This window comes from Pseudomonas sp. NPDC089396 (assembly GCF_044749545.1).
Lineage (GTDB): Bacteria > Pseudomonadota > Gammaproteobacteria > Pseudomonadales > Pseudomonadaceae > Aquipseudomonas.
On the sequence record NZ_JBIVIC010000006.1, the window covers coordinates 276,925 to 302,747 of the forward strand.

At 63.2% G+C, this 25,823-nt stretch carries 23 protein-coding genes; 10 read left to right on the forward strand and 13 right to left on the reverse strand.

Going from position 1 to position 25,823, the window contains the following annotated elements; translation table 11 throughout:
- Window positions 1-294 precede the first annotated feature (294 nt).
- Window positions 295-1,164 carry an oxaloacetate decarboxylase gene (locus ACIPZB_RS13715; RefSeq protein ID WP_008100234.1) on the forward strand — a complete coding sequence of 290 codons (870 nt, stop codon included), beginning with the start codon at window positions 295-297 and terminating at the stop codon, window positions 1,162-1,164.
- Window positions 1,165-1,204: 40 nt separating this feature from the next.
- Here the strand turns inward: ACIPZB_RS13715 and ACIPZB_RS13720 are convergent, their stop codons facing one another.
- Window positions 1,205-2,104, reverse strand: a complete 900-nt coding sequence (locus ACIPZB_RS13720; protein WP_400640706.1) for a LysR family transcriptional regulator — start codon at window positions 2,102-2,104, stop codon at window positions 1,205-1,207.
- Between the two features lie 102 nt (window positions 2,105-2,206).
- Here ACIPZB_RS13720 and ACIPZB_RS13725 point away from each other — a divergent pair, with 102 nt between their 5' ends.
- Both ACIPZB_RS13725 and ACIPZB_RS13730 read left to right on the forward strand, forming a co-directional pair.
- Window positions 2,207-3,082 (forward strand): MBL fold metallo-hydrolase, encoded by an 876-nt coding sequence (locus ACIPZB_RS13725; RefSeq protein ID WP_400640708.1) that lies wholly within the window; start codon window positions 2,207-2,209, stop codon window positions 3,080-3,082.
- 27 nt (window positions 3,083-3,109) lie between these two features.
- Window positions 3,110-3,724, forward strand: a complete 615-nt coding sequence (locus tag ACIPZB_RS13730) for an NAD(P)-dependent oxidoreductase (RefSeq protein ID WP_400640710.1) — start codon at window positions 3,110-3,112, stop codon at window positions 3,722-3,724.
- A 171-nt stretch (window positions 3,725-3,895) separates the two neighbouring features.
- Here the strand turns inward: ACIPZB_RS13730 and ACIPZB_RS13735 are convergent, their stop codons facing one another.
- Window positions 3,896-4,771, reverse strand: a complete 876-nt coding sequence (locus ACIPZB_RS13735; protein ID WP_400640712.1) for a LysR substrate-binding domain-containing protein — start codon at window positions 4,769-4,771, stop codon at window positions 3,896-3,898.
- Between the two features lie 114 nt (window positions 4,772-4,885).
- Between ACIPZB_RS13735 and ACIPZB_RS13740 the strand changes: the two genes are divergently transcribed.
- The gene (locus ACIPZB_RS13740) at window positions 4,886-6,523 is read left to right on the forward strand and encodes a 5-guanidino-2-oxopentanoate decarboxylase (protein ID WP_400640714.1); all 1,638 of its coding nucleotides are present in this window, start codon (window positions 4,886-4,888) and stop codon (window positions 6,521-6,523) included.
- 66 nt (window positions 6,524-6,589) lie between these two features.
- Here ACIPZB_RS13740 and ACIPZB_RS13745 read toward each other — a convergent pair whose 3' ends face one another.
- Complete coding sequence (locus ACIPZB_RS13745; RefSeq protein ID WP_400640716.1) at window positions 6,590-7,510, reverse strand: AraC family transcriptional regulator N-terminal domain-containing protein; 921 nt, start codon at window positions 7,508-7,510, stop codon at window positions 6,590-6,592.
- A 201-nt stretch (window positions 7,511-7,711) separates the two neighbouring features.
- Between ACIPZB_RS13745 and ACIPZB_RS13750 the strand changes: the two genes are divergently transcribed.
- Both ACIPZB_RS13750 and ACIPZB_RS13755 read left to right on the forward strand, forming a co-directional pair.
- Window positions 7,712-8,005: a putative quinol monooxygenase gene (locus tag ACIPZB_RS13750; RefSeq protein ID WP_400640718.1), complete on the forward strand. Its 294-nt coding sequence runs from the start codon at window positions 7,712-7,714 to the stop codon at window positions 8,003-8,005.
- A gap of 56 nt (window positions 8,006-8,061) precedes the next feature.
- Window positions 8,062-8,295, forward strand: coding sequence for a hypothetical protein (locus ACIPZB_RS13755; protein WP_008094395.1), 234 nt, complete (start codon window positions 8,062-8,064; stop codon window positions 8,293-8,295).
- Here ACIPZB_RS13755 and ACIPZB_RS13760 read toward each other — a convergent pair whose 3' ends face one another.
- Window positions 8,296-8,901, reverse strand: coding sequence for a flavin reductase family protein (locus tag ACIPZB_RS13760; protein ID WP_400640720.1), 606 nt, complete (start codon window positions 8,899-8,901; stop codon window positions 8,296-8,298).
- Window positions 8,902-9,017: 116 nt separating this feature from the next.
- Window positions 9,018-9,422 carry a heme utilization protein gene (locus tag ACIPZB_RS13765; RefSeq protein WP_400640722.1) on the reverse strand — a complete coding sequence of 135 codons (405 nt, stop codon included), beginning with the start codon at window positions 9,420-9,422 and terminating at the stop codon, window positions 9,018-9,020.
- Between the two features lie 354 nt (window positions 9,423-9,776).
- Between ACIPZB_RS13765 and ACIPZB_RS13770 the strand changes: the two genes are divergently transcribed.
- Window positions 9,777-10,529 (forward strand): hypothetical protein, encoded by a 753-nt coding sequence (locus ACIPZB_RS13770; RefSeq protein WP_400640724.1) that lies wholly within the window; start codon window positions 9,777-9,779, stop codon window positions 10,527-10,529.
- Here ACIPZB_RS13770 and ACIPZB_RS13775 read toward each other — a convergent pair.
- The 5 genes from ACIPZB_RS13775 to bglX all read right to left on the reverse strand — a co-directional run bounded on the left by ACIPZB_RS13775 (window position 10,508) and on the right by bglX (window position 18,888).
- Complete coding sequence (locus ACIPZB_RS13775; RefSeq protein WP_400640944.1) at window positions 10,508-11,647, reverse strand: Fic family protein; 1,140 nt, start codon at window positions 11,645-11,647, stop codon at window positions 10,508-10,510. The two genes, ACIPZB_RS13770 and ACIPZB_RS13775, sit on opposite strands and share 22 nt — an antisense overlap.
- A gap of 156 nt (window positions 11,648-11,803) precedes the next feature.
- Window positions 11,804-13,123 (reverse strand): MFS transporter, encoded by a 1,320-nt coding sequence (locus tag ACIPZB_RS13780; RefSeq protein WP_008094388.1) that lies wholly within the window; start codon window positions 13,121-13,123, stop codon window positions 11,804-11,806.
- A gap of 253 nt (window positions 13,124-13,376) precedes the next feature.
- Complete coding sequence (locus ACIPZB_RS13785; protein ID WP_400640726.1) at window positions 13,377-14,711, reverse strand: sigma-54-dependent transcriptional regulator; 1,335 nt, start codon at window positions 14,709-14,711, stop codon at window positions 13,377-13,379.
- A complete protein-coding gene (locus ACIPZB_RS13790) occupies window positions 14,705-16,462 on the reverse strand; it encodes an ATP-binding protein (RefSeq protein WP_400640728.1) in 1,758 nt (585 codons plus the stop codon). Before ACIPZB_RS13790 ends, ACIPZB_RS13785 begins: the two co-directional genes overlap by 7 nt.
- Before the next feature lie 134 nt (window positions 16,463-16,596).
- Window positions 16,597-18,888, reverse strand: coding sequence for a beta-glucosidase BglX (gene bglX / locus ACIPZB_RS13795; RefSeq protein ID WP_400640730.1), 2,292 nt, complete (start codon window positions 18,886-18,888; stop codon window positions 16,597-16,599).
- A gap of 188 nt (window positions 18,889-19,076) precedes the next feature.
- On the opposite strand from bglX, the gene ACIPZB_RS13800 reads away from it, so the two are divergent.
- Together ACIPZB_RS13800 and ACIPZB_RS13805 are read left to right on the forward strand one after the other, a co-directional pair.
- Complete coding sequence (locus ACIPZB_RS13800) at window positions 19,077-19,694, forward strand: TPM domain-containing protein (protein WP_400640732.1); 618 nt, start codon at window positions 19,077-19,079, stop codon at window positions 19,692-19,694.
- A 74-nt stretch (window positions 19,695-19,768) separates the two neighbouring features.
- The gene (locus ACIPZB_RS13805; RefSeq protein WP_400640734.1) at window positions 19,769-20,989 is read left to right on the forward strand and encodes a class I SAM-dependent methyltransferase; all 1,221 of its coding nucleotides are present in this window, start codon (window positions 19,769-19,771) and stop codon (window positions 20,987-20,989) included.
- Between the two features lie 79 nt (window positions 20,990-21,068).
- Here ACIPZB_RS13805 and ACIPZB_RS13810 read toward each other — a convergent pair whose 3' ends face one another.
- Together ACIPZB_RS13810 and ACIPZB_RS13815 are read right to left on the reverse strand one after the other, a co-directional pair.
- Window positions 21,069-22,079 (reverse strand): DUF4917 family protein, encoded by a 1,011-nt coding sequence (locus ACIPZB_RS13810; RefSeq protein WP_400640736.1) that lies wholly within the window; start codon window positions 22,077-22,079, stop codon window positions 21,069-21,071.
- 117 nt (window positions 22,080-22,196) lie between these two features.
- Complete coding sequence (locus ACIPZB_RS13815) at window positions 22,197-23,897, reverse strand: SulP family inorganic anion transporter (protein WP_400640738.1); 1,701 nt, start codon at window positions 23,895-23,897, stop codon at window positions 22,197-22,199.
- Between the two features lie 565 nt (window positions 23,898-24,462).
- Between ACIPZB_RS13815 and ACIPZB_RS13820 the strand changes: the two genes are divergently transcribed.
- Window positions 24,463-24,930: a hypothetical protein gene (locus ACIPZB_RS13820; protein ID WP_400640740.1), complete on the forward strand. Its 468-nt coding sequence runs from the start codon at window positions 24,463-24,465 to the stop codon at window positions 24,928-24,930.
- 85 nt (window positions 24,931-25,015) lie between these two features.
- Here the strand turns inward: ACIPZB_RS13820 and ACIPZB_RS13825 are convergent, their stop codons facing one another.
- Window positions 25,016-25,711, reverse strand: a complete 696-nt coding sequence (locus tag ACIPZB_RS13825) for a recombinase family protein (RefSeq protein ID WP_400640742.1) — start codon at window positions 25,709-25,711, stop codon at window positions 25,016-25,018.
- Between the last annotated feature and the right edge of the window lie 112 nt (window positions 25,712-25,823).

Genomic DNA, 25,823 nt, shown 5'->3' on the forward strand with positions numbered 1-25,823 from the left:
CTTCCTATGTACTATCTGCATCGCCTATGCAAGATCGGCATTGGCGCATTCATCCAGTGCTGCATGGCCGCGTGATATCGTGGCTTTACCGCAGAGGCTGAAATCCGGGGCTTGCACCAGCGTGGTGCACTACAAAGCCGCCGGTTTTTCCTGTCGCTGTCTCCCACACCTTTTATTCCTCTGCCTGCATGTCGAGCATGACCGCCCAGATGGCGACGGTTGGAACAGGTCAGGTAGACCCGATTCAGGGGTCGGTAGCAACCGTTCTATTTTTTACCTATTTGCGGAGTGATCATGCCCAGGGCTTCCCATCAAGATTTGCGTATTGCCTTCCGCGAGCTGCTCGCTTCAGGTTCCTGCTATCACACCGCGTCCGTGTTCGACCCGATGTCGGCGCGCATTGCCGCCGACCTGGGTTTCGAAGTCGGCATTCTTGGCGGTTCGGTCGCGTCCTTGCAGGTGCTGGCGGCGCCAGACTTCGCCCTGATCACCCTGAGCGAATTCGTCGAGCAAGCCACCCGCATTGGCCGTGTGGCCCAGCTGCCGGTGCTGGCCGATGCCGACCATGGCTACGGCAATGCGCTCAATGTAATGCGCACGGTCACCGAGCTTGAGCGTGCCGGTGTGGCTGCGCTGACCCTCGAAGACACCCTGCTGCCAGCCCAGTTCGGGCGCAAGTCCACCGACCTGATCCCGGTCGAAGAGGGTGTCGGCAAGATCCGCGCAGCCTTGGAGGCGCGGGTGGATTCCTCGCTGTCGATCATTGCCCGGACCAACGCCGGCGTGCTCACCACCGAAGAAATCATCGTGCGCACCCAGAGCTACCAGAAAGCCGGCGCCGACGGCATCTGCATGGTCGGGGTGAAGGATTTCGAGCAGCTGGAGCAGATCGCCGAGCACCTGACCGTGCCGCTGATGCTGGTGACCTACGGCAACCCCAGCCTGCGCGACGACGAGCGCCTGGCACGTCTGGGCGTGCGTATCGTGGTCGATGGCCACGCCGCGTATTTTGCCGCGATCAAGGCCACCTACGACTGCCTGCGCCTGCAGCGTGGCCAGCAGAACAAATCGGAAAACCTCAGTGCCACCGAGCTCTCGCACACCTACACCCAGCCGGAGGACTACATCCGCTGGGCCAAGGAATACATGAGCGTCGAAGAGTGACGGGCGGGGCGCCGTTCAGCCCATGGACGGCGCTCGAAGGCTAGCGATCCCACTCGGGCTTCTCGGTGAACCGCTGCGCTAGAAAGTCCAGCATGCTGCGCAAGGTCGCCGGCATGTGCTTGCGCGAGGTGTATACCGCATTCAGGTTCAACTCCCGCGGCCGTGCCTCGGGCAGCAGGCGCACCAGTTCGCCCGTGTGCAGGGCCGTGGCGGCCTGATAGGTCGGCAGCATGGCGATCCCCGCCCCGGCCAGGGCCGCCTTTTGCAAGGTCATCGCTTCGTTGGCGCTGATGTTGCCGTCCACCGGCACCGCGACCTGTTGGCCGTCCACCTCGAAGTGCCACAGGCTGTGGCCGAAGTAGGCGTGGGTCAGGCAGTTGTGCCGGCTCAGTTCCTCGACCCGTAGCGGCGTGCCGTGTTCGCGCAGGTAGGCCGGTGCTGCGCAGACCACCGAGCGGCACACGGTCAGGCGTCGGGCGATGAGGTTGGGGTCAAGATCGTTGCTGGTGCGAATCGCCAGGTCGATACGCTCGTCCACCAGGTTCACCGTGCGATCGAGCATCTGCAGCTCAACCTTCACCCCGGGGTAGCGGCGCACATATTCGGCTACGGCATCCACCAGCTGCGCCTGGCCGAACGAGGTGCTGACGCTGATGCGCAGCTCGCCACGGGGTGCGTCGTCCGGTTGGCGCACAGCGGCTTGCAGGTCGCCGGCCAGTTCCAGCAGTTGGCGGCAGCGGGGCAGTGTCTGCTGGCCGGCGGCGGTCAGGCTCAGCTTGCGCGTGGTGCGCTGCATCAGCCGCGCGCCGACCCAGTCCTCCAGTTCTGCCAGGTAGCGTGATACCACCGGTCGAGACAGTTGCAGATGATCCGCCGCCGCCGACTGGCTGCCCAGGTCGACGACGGTAACGAACACGCGCATGGCGTTGAGACGGTCCATGATTTGCCCGATTTTAGAAACAAACTATGTATGAGCATTGCATTTTTTGTAATGGATCGGGCAATTAAGCTGTGGGTCATTCCTCGACTGCGGGTGTTTGCGATGTCTCTTTTCACGCCTATGCGCGGCCTCTTGCTGGCCTGTATTGCACTGACCGGCCCGGTGCTGGCCGCCGAGCCGCTGCGGCTTGAGGTTTACAATCCTGGGCACGAGGCGATCTTTCCGGTCAGCTCGGTGATCGTCACGGGCGAAAAGCACGCCATCCTGGTCGATGCCCAGTTCGGCAAGGCCCAGGCCGAACAGCTTGTGCAGCGCCTGCGGGCCAGCGGCAAGGCGCTGACGACCATCTACATCAGCCATGGCGACCCGGATTACTACTTCGGCCTCGATACCCTGACCCAGGCCTTCCCGGACGCCAAGGTGCTCGCCTCGGCCGCCACCGTGGCGCATATTCGCCAGACCATGGACGCCAAGCTCTCGTACTGGGGCCCACAGATGGGCGCGGACAAACCCGCGCGGCTGGTCGTGCCGCACGTGCTCGACGGCAACCAGTTGCTGCTGGAGGGCCAGGCACTCGAAGTGGTTGGCCTGGACGGGCCGCAGCCTGAGCGCAGTTTCGTCTGGATTCCGTCGATCAAGGCCGTGGTCGGAGGCGTGGTGGTGGCGGAAAACATTCATGTGTGGATGGCCGACACCCAGTCGCCCAAGTCCCATGCCGACTGGCTCGGCACGCTCGCGCAGATCGAAAAGCTGGCGCCGCGCACCGTGGTTCCCGGTCACTTCATGGGCCAGAGCAGCCGTTCGCTGGAGGCGGTGCGCTTCACCGCGAACTACATTCGTGACTTCGATGCCGAGACGGCCAAGGCGAAAGATGCCGGGGCCTTGATCGCGGCGATGAACAAGCGTTACCCGGGCCTGGCCGATGAAAGCTCGCTTGAGCTGAGCGCCAAGGTCGCCAAGGGCGAGATGAAGTGGTAATTCCGTTCAACTGATGGAGTGTTTCCCATGAGCAAGATCGCAATCATCGGCGCTACCGGCCGTGCTGGCAGTCAACTGCTGGAAGAAGCCCTGCGCCGGGGCCACAGTGTGCTGGCCATTGCCCGCGACCCGTCGCGGCTGCAGGGGCGTGCGGGTGTCACAGTGCAGGCGCTGGATGTGAAGGACAGCGCGGCGCTGCAAAAGGCGCTTGCCGGGGTGGATGCGGTGCTGAGCGCAGCGCATTTTGCCACCATCGAGCCGCACGCGATCATCGAGCCGGTCAAGCGTGCCGGGGTCAAGCGCCTGCTGGTGGTGGGCGGTGCCGGGAGCCTGATGCTGCCTTCCGGGCATCGGGTGATCGACAGCCCGGACTTCCCGGAGGCCTACAAGGCCGAAGCGAGCGCCGGGGTACGGTTTCTTGAGCAGTTGCGTCAGGAACAGAACCTGGACTGGACCTTCCTGTCGCCATCGGCCGAGTTTGTCGAAGGGGAGCGCACGGGGCACTACACCCTGGGCAAGGATCATTTGCTGATCGGGGCTGAAGGCAAGAGCTGGATCAGCTTTGCCGACTATGCGATCGCCATGATCGATGAGCTGGAAAAGCCGGCGCACTCGCGGCAGCGGTTCACCGTCGGGTATTGAGCAGTAGCTTGCCCTTGCCCTTGCCCCTGACCCTGACCCTGTGGGAGCCGGCTTGCCGGCGATGAGGCCGGGGCAGGCTACAGGGGTTTCCTGTCAGGGCCTCATCGCCGGCAAGCCGGCTCCCACAAGGGGGGGAGTGCTTTTTTTAGATGAGGTGCACCTGAGCCGCCCTCACTGTTCTGCCCGGCTCTGCAACCAATCCATCAACTCGACCAGCCCGGGCGGCACATTCCTCGCCTGGCAGGCCAGGTAGTAGCCCTTGCCTGTCAGCACCTTGAGCCCGAACGGCATGCACAGCCTGCCGCTTTTCAGATCGTCGCCAATCAATGCCCAGTCGCCAATGGCCACCCCGGTCCCTTGCGAGGCCATCGCCATGGCCATGTCCAGGGTTTCGAAATGCTGCCGGGGCCCCAGCGCATCGTGGGTCGCCCCGGCAGCCTGCAACCACAGGCGCCAGTCGTGCTCGTCACGCGAGGGGTGCAGCAACATGTGGCGCTTGAGGTCGTCGATCGCCTTCAACGGCACCGGCCCCGCCAGCAGCGATGGCGCGCACACGGGGGTGAGTTGCTCATCGAACAGCTTGCGTACATGCAGCCCATGGTTCGGCGCATCGCCATAGACCACCGCCGCATCGAAGCCTTCGCGACGAAAATCCACGCCATGCTGCACCGTGGTGGTGAGCTCCACGGGTACGTCCGGGCGCAGTGCCTGCCATTCCATCAGCCGTGGCAGCAGCCAGCGCATCACACAGGTCGGCGCCTTGAGCTGCAAGGTGGCGCTGCGCCCACCCACTTCGCGCACGCCTTGTTCGATCAAGGCGAACACCTGCTGCACCCGCGGTAGCCAGTCCTGCCCTTCGCGGGTCAGGCTCAGGCCGCGGGCCTGACGCTGGAACAGGGCATACCCCAGGTGCTCCTCGAGCCCGGCGATCTGCCGGCTGACCGCGCCCTGGGTGATATGCAGCTGCTGCGCGGCACGGGTGAAATTGCAGTGCTGCGCAGTGACCAGAAAGGTGTGCAGGGCGGGGAGAGGGGGAAGGCGTTTCATCGTGACAAGCCATGATTACAGGACATGGCTAGTATGTGTTTTTTTGCATTGTGGCGATAGCCGTGCCTTGGGTCCAATGAGCGCAGTTTTTCAACAAGATGCAAGGTGAAACCCATGGCAACCTGCGGCGAAGTACTGGTCAAACTCCTTGAAGGCTATGGCGTGGACCATGTCTTCGGCATTCCCGGCGTGCACACTGTGGAGCTGTACCGAGGCCTGGCGGCTTCGTCCATTCGCCACATCACTCCGCGCCACGAGCAGGGTGCTGGATTCATGGCTGATGGATATGCCCGAACCCGTGGTAAACCGGGCGTATGCTTCATCATCACCGGCCCCGGCATGACCAACATCACCACCGCCATGGGCCAGGCCTACGCCGATTCGATCCCGATGCTGGTGATTTCCAGCGTGCAGTCGCGTGACCAGCTGGGCGGTGGCCGTGGCAAGTTGCACGAGCTGCCCAACCAGGGCGCGTTGGTGGCGGGTGTGGCGGCCTTCTCGCAGACGCTGATGAGCGCCGACGACTTGCCGCAGGTGCTGGCCCGCGCCTTTGCCGTGTTCGATGGCGCGCGGCCGCGCCCGGTGCATATCGAGATCCCGCTGGATGTGCTGGTCGAGGCGGCCGACCACCTGCTACCGGGCCGTCCGGTGCGCAGCAGCCGCGCAGGCGCCGCACCGCACGCCGTGGCGCGCATGGCAGAACGCCTGGCCAAGGCACGCAAGCCGCTGATCCTGGCCGGTGGCGGCGCATTGAACGCGGGTTCGCCGTTGGCGCGCCTGGCCGAGCATTTGCAGGCCCCGGTGGCATTGACGATCAATGCCAAAGGCTTGCTGCCGGCCGGTCACCCGCTGCAAATCGGCTCGACCCAATCGCTGGTCGCCACCCGAGCACTGGTGGCGGAAGCCGACGTAGTCCTGGCGATCGGCACCGAGCTTGCCGAAACCGACTATGACGTGACCTTCAAGGGTGGCTTCGAGATCCCTGGCAGCCTGCTGCGGGTGGATATCGACCCGGACCAGACCGTGCGCAACTACCTGCCGGAGCTGGCCCTGGTGGCCGATGCCGAACTGGCTGCGCAGGCCTTGTTCGACGCGTTGCAGGATCTGCCAGCGCCGGTGCGCGACGGCAATTGGGGCGCGGTGCGTGCGCAGCGTCTGCGTCAGTCGCTGGCGGCGAGCTGGGATCAGCCGACCCTGAGCCAGACCCGCCTGCTGACCAGCGTCCTGGACCGCTTGCCGAATGCCGTCCTGGTGGGGGATTCGACCCAGCCGGTCTACACCGGCAACCTGACCCTGGACATGGATCAGCCGCGCCGCTGGTTCAACGCCTCGACGGGCTATGGCACCTTGGGTTATGCACTGCCTGCCGCGATGGGCGCCTGGCTGGGCAGCGCCGAGCGCATCGCCGAGCGTGCGCCAGCGGTGTGCCTGATCGGCGATGGCGGCTTGCAATTCACCCTGCCGGAGCTGGCCAGTGCGGTGGAGGCACAGGTGCCGCTGATCGTGCTGCTGTGGAATAACCAGGGGTATGAGGAGATCAAGAAGTACATGGTCAACCGTGCCATCGAGCCGGTCGGGGTGGATATCCATACCCCGGACTTCATCGGTGTGGCCAAGGCGCTGGGGGCCGAGGCCGAGCATGTTGGCGATGTGCAGCAATTGCAGGCGGCGCTGGGGCGGGCGGTGGAACGCAAGGGGCCGACCCTGATCGAGGTCGATCAGAACCAGTGGCAGGCGGCGGTGGCTGGCTGACGATCAGGCCACGATCCCTGTGGGAGCCGGCAAGCCGGCTCCCACAGGGGGGGCGGTGCAGGCCAGTCAGCCAGCACTGGCCCGCAACCGCGCCACATCGCGGATCGGCGGCGCGCCATACAGCCGGCTGTACTCACGGCTGAACTGCGACGGGCTTTCATAGCCCACCCGATAGCCCGCCACCGCCGCTTCCAGCCCGTCATTGAGCATCAGTCGCCGCGCTTCCTGCAGGCGCAGCTGCTTCTGGTACTGCAACGGGCTCATCGACGTCACCGCCTTGAACCGATGGTGCAAGGTCGAGGTACTGAGGTTCACCTCCCGAGCCAGGTCCTCGATGCGCAGCGGTTGCTGGAAGTTCTGGTTGAGCCAGGTGATCGCCTGGCATACCCGGTGGGTCTGGCTGTTGGCCAGGGCAATCTCATACAAGCGGTAACCTTGGGGGCCGCGCAGCAGGCGGTAGAGAATTTCCCGGCGAATCAGCGGCGCCAGCATGCCGATGTCACGCGGTGTGTCGAGCAGACGAACCAGACGCAACAGGGCGTCCAGCAGCTGTGGATCGGTCCGTTCCACATACAGGCCGCGGCCGGAGGGCAGGTTGGGCACCAGCATCGGCCCGCTTTCGGCAATCAACTGGCTGATCTCGGCCGGATCAAGGTCCAGGCGCAGCCCCAGGCTGGGGTTCTGCGGGCTGGCATCGAGCTTCACCCCGCTCAACGGCAAGGTCACCGACACCACCATGTAATGCAACGGGTCGTAGGCGTATTGCTCATCGCCGAGAAAGAGGCTCTTGCTGCCCTGGGCCAGGATGCACAGGGCCGGTTGCGCCAAGGTCGGCACGGAGCGGACATTTTCCGTGTAGCGCACCAGGTACAGCGCGTCGATGGCCGAAGCCGGGCCGTAAGGCTCGCCAGCATGCCGGACGATCAGTTCGGCGAGTTCCTGGCGTTGCACTTCCAGGGTCGGATCGATGGACGGGGCTGTGGTCATGATGACGCTCCTCTGCAGACCGTCGCAGCATAGGTTTGGGCAATGGCGGGCGCTAGTCGAATGCTGCACATCGATTGCCTGATCCTGCCGCGCGGCAGAATCAGGCAATCGGCGTGCAGTAATAGCCTAACGCGCCGCGCGGGCAAGCCCCTAACCTTGGCAACCTGGTTATCCGCCCGTGTGCTTCAAGGAGATCGTGCAATGACCCTACGACAACCGGTCACCCATTTGGCTTTCATCCGCGCCAGCAGTGGCCGTTCGGCCGAGCTCGGTGCGCGCCTGCGAGACCTGCTGGAGCCCTCTTTGCGCACGCCTGGCTGCCTGAGTTTCAGCGTGCAGCGCTCGCAGGCCGATGCCGACCTGTGGCTGCTCAGTGGCAGCTGGTGCGATCAGCAGGCGATGAGCGGCTATTTCGCTTCGCCCACCCTGGACGTGTTCGGCGAACTGGTCCAGGCCCAGGTCGTCAGCAGCCTGGACCTGCACACCTTCGATTGAATGCCGAGCCGCACGGGGTAGAATGCCGCCCCTCGATCAACGACGCGGATAGCGACATGGCACGTAAAGAATTCCCGCACTTCGAAGCGGTTTCGGCGATAGTCCCGGTGGAAGGCGGTGGCTACAACGCCGCCATCGCGGTCAAGGCCCTGAACATGGGCGGTGCGCCGCGCTTTCACAAGGTGCTCGATGGCCAGGTGTTCAAGAGCGCGGTGGCGGCCGACGAGGCCGCCTGCGCCGAGCTCGAACGCCTCAACGGCGTTGGCGAGGAAGGCGAACTGGTCTGGTGATCAGACCTGGGGCCTTCTCATCTTGAACAGATTGCCCAGTTCGAAGTAGTCCGCCGGGCCGCCACCACGCAGGATCGGCTCGGCGGCGGCGGTATCGTAGATGCCGTCCTTGAGCAGGTGTTCGGCGATGTGCACCGCTACCACCTCGCCGAGGATCAGCCAGCTCGGCACCGGCTCCTGGTCGGCCCGCTTGAGCTGGACGATCTGGCTCACCTTGCACTCGAACGCCACCGGCGTTTCGCCCACCCGTGGCACCTTCACCAGGCTCGATGGGGTGGCCGTCAACCCGCTCAGCTCGAACTCGTTCACTTGCGCCGGCACGGCAGCACAGCTCTGGTTCATGGCCTCGGCCAAGGGGCGGGTGGCCAGGTTCCAGACGAACTCGCCGGTCTGCTCGATATTGTTCAGGCTGTCTTTGCGCCCGACACTGCAGAAACCGATGATCGGGGGGATGTAGTTGAAGGCGTTGAAGAAGCTGTAGGGCGCAAGGTTCAAGCGGCCTTCGCGGTCCTGCGAGGAGATCCAGCCGATCGGGCGTGGGCCGACGATGGCATTGAACGGGTCGTGGGGCAGGCCGTGGCCTTTGGTGGGTTCGTAGTAATACATCTGTCGGGCTTGCTGGCCCTACCTCCTGGTGGACAAGGCGCCTAGTGTGCCAAGCCTGAGCCCGCCTGGAAATGATCGAGCCCGGCCGAGGCCGGGCTGGTTGCACGCATCAGGGATCAGCTGATGCGGTGAGCGTTGGTGCGATCGAAACCATCTTCGGCGAAACGTTGGCCACCGGTGCGGTCGAAGCCGTCTTCGGCGAAGCGTTGGCCGCCGGTGCGGTCGAAGCCGTCTTCAGCGAAACGTTGGCCACCGGTGCGGTCGAAGCCGTCTTCGGCGAAGCGTTGGCCGCCGGTACGGTCAAAGCCGTCTTCAGCGAAACGTTGGCCACCGGTACGGTCGAAACCGTCTTCAGCGAAACGTTGTGCACCCGTCCGGTCGAAACCATCTTCCGCATAGGTGGCTGCTTGGCTCTGGGCGGCTGTGAAGGTGTGGGCATTGGTGCGGTCGAAGCCATCTTCGGCGAACGCGCCAGTGGCGAAAACCGAGAAGGCCAGGCTGAGGATCAGTTTGTTTTTCATGGTCGTTGCTCCGTTGGGTTCGAGAGGTTGTTTGTTTCTATGGGTTTAATGCTACGCCGATTAATTTGATTAAAAAGCGCAAAAAATGGCGCTAAATAATCTAGTTTATCGATGTATATGGGTGCGCTGGCCGTGATTTCACGTACGCTCTGGCCACTCTGCGTGATGCACCAACCCGCCAGCGAGCGATAGGCTTCGCCAGTGCTTGCATCATGCTGGGGTGGCATTAATCGGGGGTTAAGGCGTGTTAAGGAAGCCGAGGTGTCGGGTTGAACGCTTTTTTCATGAAGCGCGAACCGATTTTTCAGGTACCGCTCATCACCATCGCCGCACCTTTTTCCGGAGCGGCAAACGATGAACAAACTTCCGCAAATCACCCTGGCCTTCTGGGTCATGAAGATCTGCGCAACCACCTTGGGGGAGACGGCCGGCGACCTGCTGTCGATGACCCTGAACGTCGGCTATGCGGTCAGCTCGATGCTGCTGATCAGCGTGTTCCTGCTGACGTTGCTCGGCCAGCTTCACTCGCGCCGCTACCATCCGGCGCTCTACTGGCTGGTGATCCTCTCCACCAGCACCGCCGGCACCACCATGTCCGATTTCATGGACCGCACCCTGGGCCTGGGCTATGCGGCGGGGTCGGCGATCCTCATCGGCATCCTGCTGCTGACCTTCCTGGTCTGGCGACTGAGCGGCAACCCGCTCGACGTCACCCGCATCAAGACCCGTACGGGCGAGCTGTTCTACTGGGTGGCGATTCTGTTCTCCAACACCCTCGGTACTGCCCTGGGCGATTACCTGGCCGACGATTCGGGACTTGGCTTTGCCGGCGGCGCACTGCTGATCGGCAGTTTGATCGCGCTGGTGGTGGTGGCCCGCTACTGGACGCGTATTCCGGGCGTGGTGCTGTTCTGGATCGCCTTCGTGCTGACCCGCCCGTTCGGCGCAACCCTTGGCGATTTCCTCACCAAGCCGCACGAGAAAGGCGGCCTGGACTTCGGCACCATCGGCTCCTCGGCGGTGCTGGGTGGGGTGCTGCTGGTGCTGGTACTGGTCGCGATCGTGTACCAGCGCCGTGAGCCGCGTCAGGTGATGGAGATGTCCTGAGTATTGATCTGATAGCGAGTACTGCGTCCGCCACCGGGTAGCCGCACCAGGCAGGTCTTGTCCAGGAGGTCTGTCAGGTGACGTGTTGCGGTGGCCTTGGAAACCTTGGCCACTGCCTGATATTGCGCTGCATTGATGCCGTTCTCGAAACCACGAGGGCCACCATCAAGCAACCGATAGAGTACTCTGACCTGCTCTGGTAAAAGCCCATCGCCCCGGTGGGCATTCCAGAACCTGGCTTTGACCAGCACCCGGTCGATGCGCAGCAGTGCCTGTTCGAGGCTGCGCAGCAGCGTCTCGAGGAACCACGTCAGCCATCGGGTGATGTCCAGGTCGCCCTTCTGGCTACTTTCCAGAATGCGGTAGTAACCTGCACGGTCTTCGAGAATGCTTGCGGACATGGCGTACATACGAATGGCCTGGCGTTCACCTTGAGCGAGCGCCAGGTCAGTCAAGGCGCGGGTCAAGCGACCATTGCCATCGTCGAATGGATGCAGCGTGACGAACCAGAAATGGGCAATACCTGCGCGAAGCAGTGGGTCGAGTTCTGTAGCATGCCGGCTGTTGGCAAACCATTCGAGAAAGCTGTCGAGCTGACCTTCCAGGCCGACGCGGGATGGGGCCTCGAAATGTACGGTTGGCTGATCGAGGCGGCCAGAAATCACCTGCATCGGTGCTTCGTCGCGCAGTTGCCCAACCAGGATCGGTTTCGCTAGCAGATCGCTGTGGTCGGGAAACAACCACTGGTGCCAAGTGAACAGTCGCTGCAACGTCAGCGGCTGCTCATACCCTTGCGTTGCATCCAGCATAAGTTCTGCGAGACCTTCGCTTCGGGCAGTGGTGGCGCCTTGCTCATGCATGCCCATTCGTCGTGCCAGGGAAGACCGCACAGAGCTGGCATTCAGTTGTTCCCCTTCGATCGCAGACGAGGTGACGATATTCTGCAGCAGGGTGTCGAGCATGTTTTCACACGCGCTGAGCTCATCGACCGCACCCATCCTGCCCAGCAGTCGCCCTTGAGCCTCGACGCAACTGCGAAGCAATGGCGCGAGTTGGTCGTTTTGCCATTGGAAATGGGGCCACTCGGGTTGCTGCCAGATCCAGTGAGGAAGGTTCATGATTGCCTCGATGTGCTTCATGAGCCGAATACTAAACCTATTCGGCTCATTTCGTGAGCCGAATAGGGCGGGTTTTCGGCTCACCTGAAAATGAACAGCATAAAAAAGGGGCGCCCATATCCTTGGGCACCCGTCCTTCAAAGCCGCCGACCACTGTCAGTCAGTGGTAATCCGCGAATGCTGCTTGGTGTCTTTCATGGTCGCGTACACCAGCAGCGAGCAGGCAATGCACGCGGTGACGTACCAGTAGAAACCGCTCTCCATGCCCGCGCTCTTGAACCACAGGGCCACGTACTCGGCGGTGCCGCCGAAGATCGACACGGTCAGCGCATACGGCAGGCCGACGCCCAGGGCGCGGATCTCGGTGGGGAACAGCTCGGCCTTGACCACGGCGTTGATCGAGGTATAGCCGCTGACGATGATCAGCGCCGCCATGATCAGGAAGAACGCGCCCCACCAGGTCTGGATGGTGTGCAAGGTGCTGAGGATCGGCACGGTGAACAGGGTGCCGAGCACACCGAAGGCGATCAGGATCGGGCGACGGCCGATCTTGTCCGACAGGCTGCCGATGATCGGCTGCAGGCACATGAACAGGAACAGCGTGGCCGCCGAAATGGTGGTCGAGTCGCTGATGCTCATGCCGACGGTGTTTACCAGGTACTTCTGCATGTAGGTGGTGTAGGTGTAGAAGGCCAGGGTGCCGCCCATGGTCAGGCCGACCACGGTCATCAGCTCCTTGGGGTGACGCATCAGGGTGCGCATCAGGCTTTCCTTGGCCTTTTCCTTCTTGGTGAAGGAAGCGGTCTCTTCCATGCCGCGGCGCAGGTACAGGGCAACCACCGCGCACAGCGCGCCGATCACGAAGGGTACGCGCCAGCCCCAGGCATACAGCTGCTCGGTGGTCAGCGTCTGCTGCAGCACGATCAGCACCGCCAGGGCGATGAGCTGGCCAGAGATCAGGGTCACGTACTGGAAGCTGGAGAAGAAGCCACGGCGGTCCTTGCTGGCCATTTCGCTGAGGTAGGTGGCCGAGGTGCCGTATTCGCCACCCACCGACAGGCCTTGCATGAGGCGGGCGATGACCAGCAGCACCGGCGCGGCGACGCCGATGGTTTCATAACCTGGGGTCAGGGCGATCACCAGCGAGCCTGCGCACATCAGCAGTACCGAGGCCATCAGCGCGGCCTTGCGGCCCTTGCGGTCGGCGTACAGGCCCATCAGCCAGCCACCGATCGGGCGCATGAGGAAGCCCACGGCGAAGATCGCGGCGGTGTTGAGCAGTTGTGCGGTGGAGTCGCCGGCGGGGAAGAAGGCCTTGGCGAAGTACAGCGAGAATGCGGCGTAGACGTACCAGTCGTACCATTCGACCATGTTGCCGATCGAGCCACTGAAGATCGACTTGAGACGGCTGGCGGTGGTTTTTTCTGCGGCGGGCGCGGTGGCCGCCCCGGCTGGCAGGGAGGTGGCGTTATCCATCAGGGATACCTTCTCGTTGTTTTTGTGGAGCGCGCCTGGGCGCAGCTTGAGAAGGGTTTTGCACGTGCTGTGCCAAATGAGTGCAGGGCGATCCATTTGAAGGCACGCCCACCCCCAAAACCCCGCCACGACGCGGTCCCTGTAGGAGCGGGCTTGCCCGCGATGGGCTGCAAAGCAGCCCCCTGCCACCGCAAAAATCCCCTGAATAAGCGGTTTCTCGCTCATCCCATACAGCCAATAAGCGGATTTCCGCCTATTCGCGCATAACGAAATCCTCTCGCACCAACCCATGGCGCTGCATTTTTTCGTTCAACGTCCGCCGCGGCAGCTGCAGGGCTTCCATCACGGCTTTGATCTCACCCTTGTGCATGCGCAACGCCGCCCGCAGGCACTGCGCCTCGAACGCTTCCATCTGTTCGGTCAACGATTGCCCGGCCGGCGCCCCTTCCAGGCTCGGCGACCCCAGGCCCAGCGCATGCCGCTCCGCCGCATTGGCCAGCTCGCGCACGTTGCCAGGCCAGTCGTGCGACAGCAGCTGGCTCAATTGCGCCCCTGCCAGCGGCGGCGCAGTGCGTCCGAGCTTTTCAGCCGCAGCCTGGGCGAAATGCTCGAACAGCAACGGAATGTCCTCGCGCCGTTCGCGCAAAGGCGCCAGGCGCAGTTCCGCCACGTTCAGCCGATACGCCAGGTCTTCGCGAAAACGCCCGGCACGCGCTTCGTCGAGCAGGTCGGGTTTGGTCGCGGCGATGATCCGCAGGTCGACGCTGATGCTCTGGTTGGCGCCCAGCCGCTCCAGCTTCTGTTCCTGGATCACGCGCAACAGCTTGGCCTGTTGGGCCAGCGGCATGCTTTCGATCTCGTCGAGAAACACCGTGCCGCCATTGGCATATTCCAGCTTGCCGATACGCTTGCCTTGCGCGCCGGTGAAGGCGCCGCTTTCATGGCCGAACAGTTCGGCCTCGAACAGCGCTTCGGGGATCGCGGCACAGTTGAGCGCGACGAAGGGTTTGTCGGCACGCGGGCCAAAATCGTGCAGGCAACGCGCCACGCGCTCCTTGCCGCTGCCGGTTTCGCCACGAATCAGCACGTTGACCGGCAGGTTGGCCAGGTCCAGCACCTGTCGCCGTAACTGCTGCAGGCCCTGGGACATGCCCAGCAGGGTGGTTTCCAGGCGTGACTTGAGGTCGGCCTGCTCGTGCAGGCGGCGGTTCTCGAGCACCAGCTGGCGTTTCTCCAGCGCACGGCGCAGGCTGCCCAGCAGATGCTGGGGGGTGAAGGGCTTTTCGAGGAAGTCGTAGGCACCGTTGCGCATGGCTTCCACCGCCATCGGCACATCGCCGTGGCCGGTCAGCAGGATCACCGGCAGGTCGGGGTCATCGGCCTGCAGACGTTCGAGCAGCTGCATGCCGCCCATGCCCGGCATGCGCACATCGCTGATGACCACCCCGGGAAAGTGCCGCGGCAGGTGCGCCAGGCAGTCCTCGGCGCGGGCGTACAATTGCACGCTGAAACCGGACAGGCTCAGCCACTGTTCGACGGCGCTGCGGATGCTCGCTTCATCATCGACGACGATCACTGAGTTCAACATACAGGCTCCAGGTCGCGGGGCAGGGTAAGGCTCAGGCGGGCGCCGCCCGGCACGTTTTCGGCCTGCAGCTGGCCGCCGGCCTCGACGATGATGCCATAGGAGATGGCCAGGCCCAGGCCAAGCCCTTCGCCCACCGGCTTGGTGGTGAAGAACGGGTCGAAGACCTTGGTCAGGTCGGCATCGGCAATGCCGCCGCCGGAATCGAGCACGCTCAGGTGCCACTGCCCCTGCTCGGGTTCGATGCGGATCTCCAGGCGCTTGTAGCGTTTGTCGGCCATGGCGTCGAGGGCATTGCGCAGCAGGTTGATCAGCACCTGCTCCAGGCGGATCGCGTCGCCACGTACCCAGGCCGGGCGCGCCAGGTACAGGGCCACTTCGACCGCCTCGGCACGGATGCGCGTGTCGAGCAGTTGCAGGGCCTGGTCGACCACGTTCGCCAGGTCCAGGCGCTCGCGCAAACCGCCTGGGCTGTTGCGGGCGAAGGTCTTCAGGTGGCTGGTCAGTGCGGCCATGCGCGTGAGCATCTGCTCCAGCGGCTCCAGGGCCTTGCGCGCTTCCTCGTAGCGGCCGTGGTCGAGCAGCAGGCGCAGGGTCTCCAGCTGCATGCGCTGGGTGGTCAGCGGCTGGTTGATCTCGTGGGCCATGGCGGCCGACATCTGCCCGAGCGCGGCCAGCTTGGCCGATTGCACCAGGCCTTCCTGGGCGGTGCGTAGCTCGCGGGTGCGTTCCTCGACCTGGCGCTTGAGCTCGTCGCGGCTGCGCTGGCGCAGCCGGGCCAGGCGCCAGCGCTGGCTGACGAAGAGGGCGGCGAACACCAGGCTCAGCCAGACGGCGGCGGCGCCCAACGCGGCGTTGCGGCCGTCGGCAGCCACCTGCGGCTTGCGCAGCAGGTGCAGGGTCCAGTCTTCGCCTTCCAGCGGCAGGCTTTCCCACAGGTATTCGGCCGGCCCGTCAGGCCCTTGCACGCGGCTCAGCTGGCTGTTGCTGGCGAAGCGGGTCAGTACCTGATGTTGCAGCGGTACCAGCGGCTGCTTGTCGTACTGGCGGGTTTCGGCCAGTTCGGCACGGTCGGCGCCCGTCAGCGGTTGCAGCTCGCGGTAGCGCCAACCGTCCTGGTTGGCGATGAAGGTGATGCCGCGCGCGTCGCTGACCAGCAGGATATCGCTGCCCTGGCGCCATTCGCGCTCCAGTTCGGGGAACTCAAGCTTCACCACCATGGCGCCAAGGAAGCGACCATGCTCGTCGGTGATTGCGCTGGAGAGAAAGTAGCCCGGTACGCCACTGGTCACACCGACCGCGTAGAAACGGCCGCTGCCCTGGCTGCGAGTCTGTTTGAAATAGGGGCGAAAAGCGTAGTTCGAGCCCACGTAAGTGGTCGGCAGGCGCCAGTTGCTGGCTGCCACCGCAAGCCCGGTACGGTCGAGCAATTCGAGGGTGGAGGAATTGGCGGCGCCGTTGATGCGTTCGAGCTTGCGGTTGAGCGCGTCCTGCACCGTGTCGCTAACGGGGCCACGCAGGGCTTCGATCAATTCCGGGTCCAGCGCCATCACGGCGGGCAAGGCGCGGTAGCGTTCGATCAGCGTGTGCAACGTATTGGCATACAACCCCAGCTGCTGGCTGGCACGGCGGGCGTCTTCTTCCATGGCCTGGCGCTTGGCCTGGTGCATGGCCCAGCCGGCGCTGAGCGCGGTGCCGGCCAGGATCAGCAGGGTAATCAGCCCCAGACGCAGGGCGCGAAAGGTTAAGGGCATGGGGCGGGTCCGGATGATGGGGTGTCAGTCACGGCCCTATCGCCGGCAAGCCGGCTCCCACAGGTACAGCACTGCACTTGAGAACAGTGGGGTACCTGTGGGAGCCGGCTTGCCGGCGATAGGGCCGGCCCTGCTTACAGCAGTTCGAAACTCTGTTGCTGCACGGCCTCGGAATCCAGCCCAACCTGAACATTGAACTCGCCAGGTTCGGCCACGCGCTGCAGTTGGCCATTGTAGAACTTCAGGTCGTCTTCGTTGATGCGGAAGGTCAAGGTTCGCGACTCACCGGCCTTGAGCATCAGTTTCTGGAAGTTCTTGAGCTCCTTGACCGGGCGGCTCATGGACGCCGAAACATCCTGCAGGTACAGCTGCACCACGGTCTCGCCGTCAACCTTGCCGGTGTTTTTCACCGTCACCTTGGCTTCCAGGCTTTCACCGCGCTTGAGCGCCTTGTTCGACAGGTTCAGCCCCGACAGCTCGAAGCTGCTGTAGCTCAGGCCGTAACCGAACGGATACAGCGGGCCGTTGGGTTCTTCGAAATACTGCGAGGTGTAGTTGCCTGGCTTGCCCGGCGTGAAGGGGCGGCCGATGCGCGTGTGGTTGTAGTGCATCGGGATCTGCCCGACCGAGCGCGGGAAGGTAATGGCCAGCTTGCCCGACGGGTTGTAGTCGCCAAACAGCACGTCGGCAATGGCGTTGCCGCCTTCGGTGCCGGCGAACCAGGTTTCGAGGATGGCGTCGGCCTGTTCACGTTCCCAGCCGATCGACAGCGGACGGCCGTTCATCAGCACCAGCACCAGCGGTTTGCCAGTGGCTTTCAGGGCCTTGATCAGTTCGCGCTGGCTGGCGGGAATCTCCAGCGTGGTGCGGCTCGACGATTCGTGGGACATGCCTCGGGACTCACCGACCACGGCCACTACCACATCGGATTGCTTGGCGGCCTTGACCGCCTCGTCGATCAGCACAGCGGCAGGGCGCAGGTCATCGACGATTTCCGGGGCGTCGAAGTTGAGGAAGTTCAGGTAGTCGAAGATCGCTTTGTCGCCGGTGACATTGGCGCCTTTGGCGTATACCAGCTTGGCCTTGCCCTCGACGGCGCGACGCAGGCCTTCGCGCACGGTCACCGAGTGCATCGGTTTGCCGTCGGCGGCCCAGCTGCCCATCATGTCGATCGGCGCATCGGCCAGCGGGCCGACCAGGGCGATGGTGCCGGCTTTTTTCAGCGGCAGGGTCTGCTGGCGGTTTTCCAGCAGCACCAGGCTGCGGCGTGCCACGTCACGGGCGGCGTCGCGGTGCAGGCGGTCGTCGCTGTAATAGTCCTTGAGGTCGGTCTCGGCCTTGCCGATACGCACGTAGGGGTCCTTGAACAGGCCCATGTCGTACTTGGCGCCGAGGACCTCGCGCACGGCCTGGTCGAGCTCGCCCTGGGTCACTTCGCCGGACTTCAGTAGCCCTGGCAGCTCCTGGCCATACAGGGTGTCGTTCATGCTCATGTCGATGCCGGCCTTGATCGCCAGCTTGGCCGCTTCGCGGCCGTCGCGGGCGACGCCATGGCGGATCAGTTCCTGGATCGCGCCGTGGTCGCTGATGGTCACGCCCTTGAAGCCCCACTCCTTGCGCAGCAGGTCGTTCATCAGCCAGGTGTTGGAGGTGGCCGGCACGCCGTTGATCGAGTTGAGCGCCACCATCACCCCGCCGGCACCGGCGTCGAGCGCGGCGCGGTAGGGCGGCAGGTAATCGTTGTACATCTTCGGCAGGCTCATATCGACCGTGTTGTAGTCGCGCCCGCCCTCGACTGCGCCATACAGGGCGAAGTGCTTGACGATGGCCATGATGCTGTCGGGGTTGGCCGGGCTGCTGCCCTGGAAGGAGCGGACCATCACCTGGCCGATTTTCGAGGTCAGGTAGGTGTCTTCGCCGAAGCCCTCGCTGGTGCGGCCCCAGCGCGGGTCGCGGGCGATGTCGACCATCGGCGCGAAGGTCATGTCCAGGGCGTCGGCGGAGGCCTCGATGGCCGAGGTGCGGCCGACCTTGGCGATGGCGTCCATGTCCCAGCTGGAGGCCAGGCCCAGGCCGATCGGGAAGATGGTACGTTCGCCGTGGATGGTGTCGTAGGCGAAGAACATCGGGATCTTCAGGCGGCTACGCATGGCAGCGTCCTGCATCGGCCGGTTCTCGGGGGCGGTACGCGAGTTGAAGGTACCGCCGATACGCCCGGCGGCGATTTCTTCGCGGATCTTGGCGTGCGGCATCTCCGGGCCGATGCTGATCAGGCGTAGCTGGCCGATTTTCTCGGCTTCGGTCATCTGGCTGATCAGGTGTTCGATGAACGCCTGCTTGTCCTGCAGGGACGGGGCGGAGGGGGCGGCGAGGGCCGCCTGACTGGCAAGGCCCATGGCCAGGCCCAGCAAAGACAGTTTCATCATGAATTCCGTTGTCGAGGCTTATGCCGTATCCACGGGGATACGCGCGCGGCCGAAGTTTTCAGGCGGCTATTGTTGTACGATTCGCGGGTAATGCTTCCCAGCGGCGGATTATGCCTGAATATGCCGCTCGCGGAGCTACCCGAATGCCGGGACAAAAACTATAAGAAAACGCTCAAGAGGCCCAAGGCATGAACCCTCTCAACGAGTACGAGCAGCGCCAGGTCGCCGAGGCCATAGCCCGCGTGGAGCGGCGCACCGATGCCCAGTTGGTGACCGTGCTGGCGCGGCGAGCCGATGATTACGCTTACCTGCCATTGTTCTGGGCGGCCGTGCTGGCGCTGGCGGTGCCGGGCCTGTTGCAGTGGTTGCTCGGTTGGCCCGGTATGCGCGGGCTGCTGGTGGCCAACGTGGTGCTGTTCATCGGCTTGTGCCTGTTGTTGCGCAACCCGCGCCTGGCCGCCGTGCTGATCCCCGTCGCGTTGCGCCGCTGGCGCGCTTCGAGCCTGGCGCGGCAGCAGTTTCGCGAACAGAATCTGCGCAATACGGCCGGCGGTACCGGGGTGTTGATCTTCGTCGCCGAGGCAGAGCGGCATGTGGAGATCCTTGTCGACCCGGGGATCGACCGCCACTTCGATGCCCAGGCCCGGGCCATGATCGTTGCGCGTCTTGCCGAGCAGGTGCGTCAAGGACGGACCTTGCAGGGCTTCGTCGAGTGCATCGAGGCGTGCGGCGAGCTGCTGTGCGAGCAGGTACCGCGCACCCATGGGCGTAATGAACTGCCCAACCGCCTGGTGATTCTCGACTGAACCTGCAGCTGGCAGGGGTGTAGAATGCGCGGCATTGCGCAACGCGCCCCTGTTATCCGAGGCACCTGTTTTCCATGTCCGCCAGTACTTCCGCTTCTTCTGCGCCGGATGCGCGCACCCAGTTCCTCGACCTGCTCAGTGCCACCCTGCACGGCAATACGTTGGTCAAGCTGGTGCTGGCACGCCATGTCGGCGCCGACCAGACCTTGCAGCGCATCATTGGCAAGCCCGTGCAGGTGAAAGGGCAGGCCAACCTGTCGCTGGTCTACCGCCACCAGACCCGCGACATCACCCGCAATCTGCCGTTGGACCAGGCCCTGGCGCTGGTTGCCGAACTGCTGCCGGAAAGCTTTCGCAACGCTCACTTGTTCGACGCCGATGGCGAAGTGCAGCTGACCTTCAGCAAGAAGGGCAAGCCGATGCTTCAGCGCCACGGTGCGCAGCCGCCCCGTGAGGCTGCCGCCACTACCGGCCATGACCGTGAGAAGAAACGCTATCTGGAGTTGTCGCGCCCGTTCCTGCGCGACCTTGGCGTGACCGATGCGCAAGGCGCGCTGATTCCGTCGATGTCGCGCAAGTGGAAGCAGATCAACAAGTTCATCGAAGTCTTCGACCACGCACTGGCCAATGCCCCGGTGCCGGCGCAGCAGCTGTTGCGGGTAGCCGACTTCGGCTCGGGCAAGGGCTACCTGACCTTCGCCATGCACGACTACCTGCGCAACACGCTGGGTCGTGAAGCTCAGGTGACCGGTGTAGAGCTGCGTCAGGACATGGTCGACCTGTGCAACGCTGCAGCCGCGCGCCTGGAGCATACGGGCCTGGAATTCCAGTGCGGTGACGTGCGCAGCGTGGTCCCCGAGGCCATCGAGGTGATGATCGCCCTGCACGCCTGCGACATCGCCACCGACTACGCCATCCACACCGGCATCCGTTGCAACGCCGCGATCATCATGTGCTCGCCGTGCTGCCACAAGCAGATCCGCCCGCAATTGCACAGCCCGGGGTTGCTGCAGCCGATGCTGCAATATGGCCTGCACCTGGGGCAGCAGGCGGAGATGCTGACGGACAGCTTGCGCGCCCTGTATCTGGAAGCCTGTGGCTACGAGACCAAGGTGTTCGAGTTCATCTCGCTTGAGCACACCAACAAGAACAAGATGATTCTTGCGGTGAAGCGCAAGCAACCCGTGGCGGCGGGGGCGTTGCTGGAGAAGATTGCGCAGCTCAAGGCGTTTTATGGCGTGCAGGAGCATTGCCTGGAGACGTTGTTGCGGGGGGATGGGTTGATTTCTGCTTGAGTCCAGCTGTGGGGCGCAAACCGAGCGCCGCCCGCGCGGCGCTCGATCTCAAGAGCGCAAAAAGGCTCAAGGCGATCCTTCAACCGCGCCCGCGCGTCACATCAATGGTCATCGCCAACATACCCAGCGGATGGGTACTCGCATCGAAGAAATGCAGCTCAGTCGCCGGCAGACCAGCAAACCGTTCAACGAAATGCCGTTTCTGATTGATCACCGACGCTTCCCCCAGCGGCCGGATGGCAATCGACAGATGCGCCGGCCGTGCCTGGCGAACGGCCTCGAACAGGTGCTGATCACTCGCATCCAGATGCTGCCCGAACAGGCATAACCCCTCGCGCTCCTGCGCCAACTGCCCCAGGCACCAGCCCAGGTAATCCGAGTTGCGAATTGCCCGCAGTTTCTCTTCGCTGCGGTCCTCGTTGACGAACAGCGGCACCTCACCGGGAATGTTCACCGCAAAGCCGTCGAGCAGCTCGGCGCTGTCGGCGCTGCGTAGGCGGGTGGTGCCGTCGGGCAGCTTGAGCAGGTGCAGGCCGCCATGCAGGTGCAGGACGCGGGTGCCTTCGCTGCGGGTGCGACGCACGTCGAAGAAACCCTGTTCGTCGAACAGGTCGGCGAAGCCTTGCGGGTCATGCTGCACGGCCCACGGCAGGATCAGGTCGTAGTTGCTGGTGTATACGCTGCGGTAGCCGCGCAGGGCCTGGTTGATCGACGCCAGGGTAGCCGCCGGCATCAGCGACCAGGGCAGGTGCACGGTGCGTATGGCGTGAATCAGGCCTTCCTTGATCGAGTAGTAGCGGTTCAGCGGCGCGGTGGAGTTGATCGCCAGGGCTGCATTGGCGCGCACGGTATGGTTGAGGGTGCTCAGTACAGGCTCGAACAGCTCCGTGCCCAGGGACTTGAACAAGGCCTGGTCGCTGATCGCCAGGCCTTTCTTGCGACCGGCGCGCTGTGCTTCTTCGAACAACGAGAAGTAGCCGAAAGGCCTCCACAGCGCACGGCTGGCGCCGTTGCCCAGCAGCAGGGCGTCGCAGGGATGGCGCTGGGCGATTGCCGGCCAGGTGGCGAGGTGGGCGTCGAGTGCAGGCATGCTGGGTCCATTCGGTGGGGCGGAAAACGGGGGCGACTTTAGCATGTCGTGCAAGATGCGCGGGCTGCAGTTCGGCCAACTGCCAACTTCGACGAGCCCGCGCACTGGTCCTCTTCTTTATTCCGCCACCGGCCCTTTGCGATTCCTGTTACGCCACACCCGATACGCCCGAATCCCCGCCCGTACCGAACCGAACAGCAATTTCTCCTCCATTTCCCGCGCCATTCCGGAGCGCACCAGCATGCGCAGGAAGTTGCCGCGGGCTCGGGCGATGGCGAAGTAGATCCCTTGCGCCGCCAGGGTGTCGCGTACCTCGCGCAAGGCCGCAATGCCGCTGACGTCGATGCTGCTCACCGCCTCGGCATCGAACAGCACGGCCTGGGGGGTTGCCTGGCTCTGCACGGCTTCGAGCAGGCGCATCTTGAAGTAGTCGGCGTTGAAGAACAGGATCGCGTCGTCGAAGCGGTACACCACAAGGCCCGGGACGGTACGGGCTTCCTTGTGCTTGCGGATGTCCACCTGACCCTCGACGCCCGGCAACCAGCCCAGCACCGCGTCGGTGGGCTGATAGATGCTGTACAGCAAACGCAGGATCGCCAGGGTCACGGCCACCATGATGCCCGGTAGCACGCCCAGCCCGAGCACGCCAACCGTGGTCAGCAGGCACAGCCAGAACTCGAAGCGGCTCAGGCGCCGGATGCGCCCCAGCGATTTGATATCGATCAGCCCCCAGCCGGCCATCAGCAGCACCGCGCCTAGCGCCGCCTGCGGGATCCACGCCATGGGCGCGGTGAAGAACAACAAGATCATCGCGATCACCAGCGCGGCGATGATGCCCACCAGTTGGCTCTTGCCACCGACCATGTCATTGACCGCGGTACGCGAGTCGGCCCCGCTGATGGCAAACCCCTGGGAAATGCCGGCCGCCAGGTTGCTCACGCCCAAGGCGACGAACTCATGGTTGGCATTGATCGCGTAACCGTGACGCGCGGCGAAACTGCGCGCCGTGAGCATGGCGCTGCAGAAGCTGACGGTGGCGATACCCAGGGCATCGCGCAGCAGGCTCTTGGTTTCCGCGAGGTTGCTCTGTGGCCAGGCCAGATGCGGGATGCCAGCCGGTACGGGGCCGAGGATGGCAACGCCAAGCCGGTCCAGGCCGAGCAGGCCTACCAGTGCGGTGAACACGGCGACGGTGACCAAGGCGGCGGGCAGGCGTGGGAAGCGCCGTGGTAGCCAGATCAGCAGGGCTAGCCCGGCCCCGCCGATGGCCAGGGTGAGCCAGTGGATTTCGCCCAGCCGCTGCACGAAGTTGAGCAGGCTGAGAATGAATCCGTCACCTTCGATCTTGAACCCCACCACCTTGGACAACTGCCCGGCGATCAGGCTCAGGCCGATACCGTTGAGGTAGCCGATCAGGATCGGCCGCGAGAAGAAGCTGGCAATGAACCCGGCACGCGCCAGCCCGGCGCCAATCAGCATCACGCCCACCAGCACGGTGACGATCACTGCCAATTCGGCGGTGCGCTGCGGGTCGCCCATGGCCAGCGGTGCCACGGCACCGGCGATCATCGCGCAGGTGGCGGCGTCAGGGCCGACCATCAGTTGCCGCGAGCTACCGACCAGGGCATAGATGATCATGGGCAGCACACAGGCATACAGCCCGTACTGGGGCGCAAGGCCGACGATCTGTGCGTAGGCGATGGCGATGGGGATCTGGATGGCGGCTACCGACAAGCCAGCCTGCAGGTCGGCGTGGAACCACTCGCGGCGGTAATGAAGCAGGTTGGCAAGGCCAGGGAGCCAGCGTGACAGAAACATGCTCAGTCCTTTCGATATGTCTCGCGAAATGCATTGAGCATATGCGCTACAAGTCGAGCTGCTGGCAAGTGAGCTAAGTCATGAAAACGAAAAAAGGAGCCAAGGCTCCTTTTGACAGCGATGACGTTGCTGGAACGCCATGCGGGGAATGCGGTGTGGAGCGGGTAGAGGGATTCGGCCCCATGACTACAAGTCGCGCAAGTCCCAGCATTTATTGGTGAAAGGCGCAGGTTGCGAGCAGGATTGTATGACATTTTTGTAGGACTGGGCGGATATGGAATGCACAGTCTTGTCGGAATGGCCAGTTCTATGCCTTCAGGCAGCTCCTCAGCCTGCGCAGTGCTGATCCACAACGGCAAAGCGAATTTTCTATAGCGGCATTTGGCTAGTATGGAATAATAAAAAGCACCCTTTGGGTGGGTGCCAAAGCAAACCAGAACGGAAATCCGGTTATGACTTCCCCGAGCAAATCAATGAGCTGCCTCACGGGCGTATCGAGTTCGTGTTCCTCCCGGCCTCCTCTTGCAGTAAATAACGCGTTGAATCTCATTCCGGGGGCATCTCAATGCTGACTGAGCAAGAAAAAAAACTGTCTCCGGCTGTAAATCTTGTGGTGCATGTCGTGGTGGTTGGGCTGATGTTGTGGGGGGGGCTCAGCCTGCAAAATGTTGTGGTGGAGTGGTATGACGGGTGGAGTAAGGAGAGCAGCCAGAAAGACGCTAGGAGGGAGGCCGTGTGCAGGTCTAGCGCCGTGTGCTGGGGGGAGCGCTACTTTGGCAATGCAGAGGTAGACTGTGCACCGGCTATCGAGCGGATGGCGAAATACAGTGCGCGCTGGACTAACGAAGGGCTGCACATGAAGCTAAGTCAGTATCGGTGGCTGGACTCTGAGCGCGCCTATGTCTCCTATATCGGGGACAAAGTCGAATTTCAGAATGGGCTAGGCGCTTACCAAGCGATGACTTATACGTGCAACTACGACACGGTTAATAAAAGGGTGATCGACATTAAAGTGGTGCCGGGCCGGCTTTGACCATGCCTCCACGCTAACCTGACGGCGAAGGTTTGCATCTTCGCCGTTGAAGGTGAGCATACTTTGCTCATCAGATTTGATGACCTCAAAAGCATTTGTCAATGGCACACGAAGCGTTCTGTAGTTGAGCTATTGCACGTTGGACTTGGGTTAGCCCCCACTTGCCGCCTTTGGGCGCGGGGCTACCGATCTTATTTAGCTCCTCAGCCATCGCTCGCTGAGACAGACCTTTCGCAGACATTTGGTCAAATAAAGCCCGTAGCCGCTCTACAAACGCTTGAGCAGCTTGGTGGCGCATTTCCAGATTCGGCTTCAGATTCGAGGCGCCTGCGGTCCCGAGTGCGACGCCACGAGCCTTTGCCACTGCAAGCGCTTCCTTTGTGCGCTGACTGATGCGCTTTGCTTCGTGCTCTGCGAACGCGGCCATGATGTGGATAGTGAGTTCGTTAGCCTCGGGCATGTCGCAAGCGACAAACCTGACGCGGGACTCCATCAGCCCCGAGACGAAATGCACGTTCCTTGCGAGCCGGTCCAGTTTGGCAATGACCAGGGTTGCGCCATGCTTGCGGCAGAATTCAAGAGCGGCCTTCAAGGTGGGACGCTTTGAGAGCGCATCCGAACCCTTTCCGGTTTCCACTTCCTGATACTCAGCGATCAGCGTGCCTCGTGTGCCTGCAACAAAGCTCTCGACGGCTGCACGCTGAGCATCAAGCCCCAAGCCTGAGCTTCCTTGCTTCTGCGTCGATACACGCAGGTAGCTGACAAAATCGTTCTTTAGCATCTCGCACCACCCCTGACTACATTGCAAAACGTTCGTTTAATGTGTGGTCATGATGGTTGAAGCGGGCTTGTCAGTCAAATTAAAATCATCATTGACTGATGTGTGATTGGTT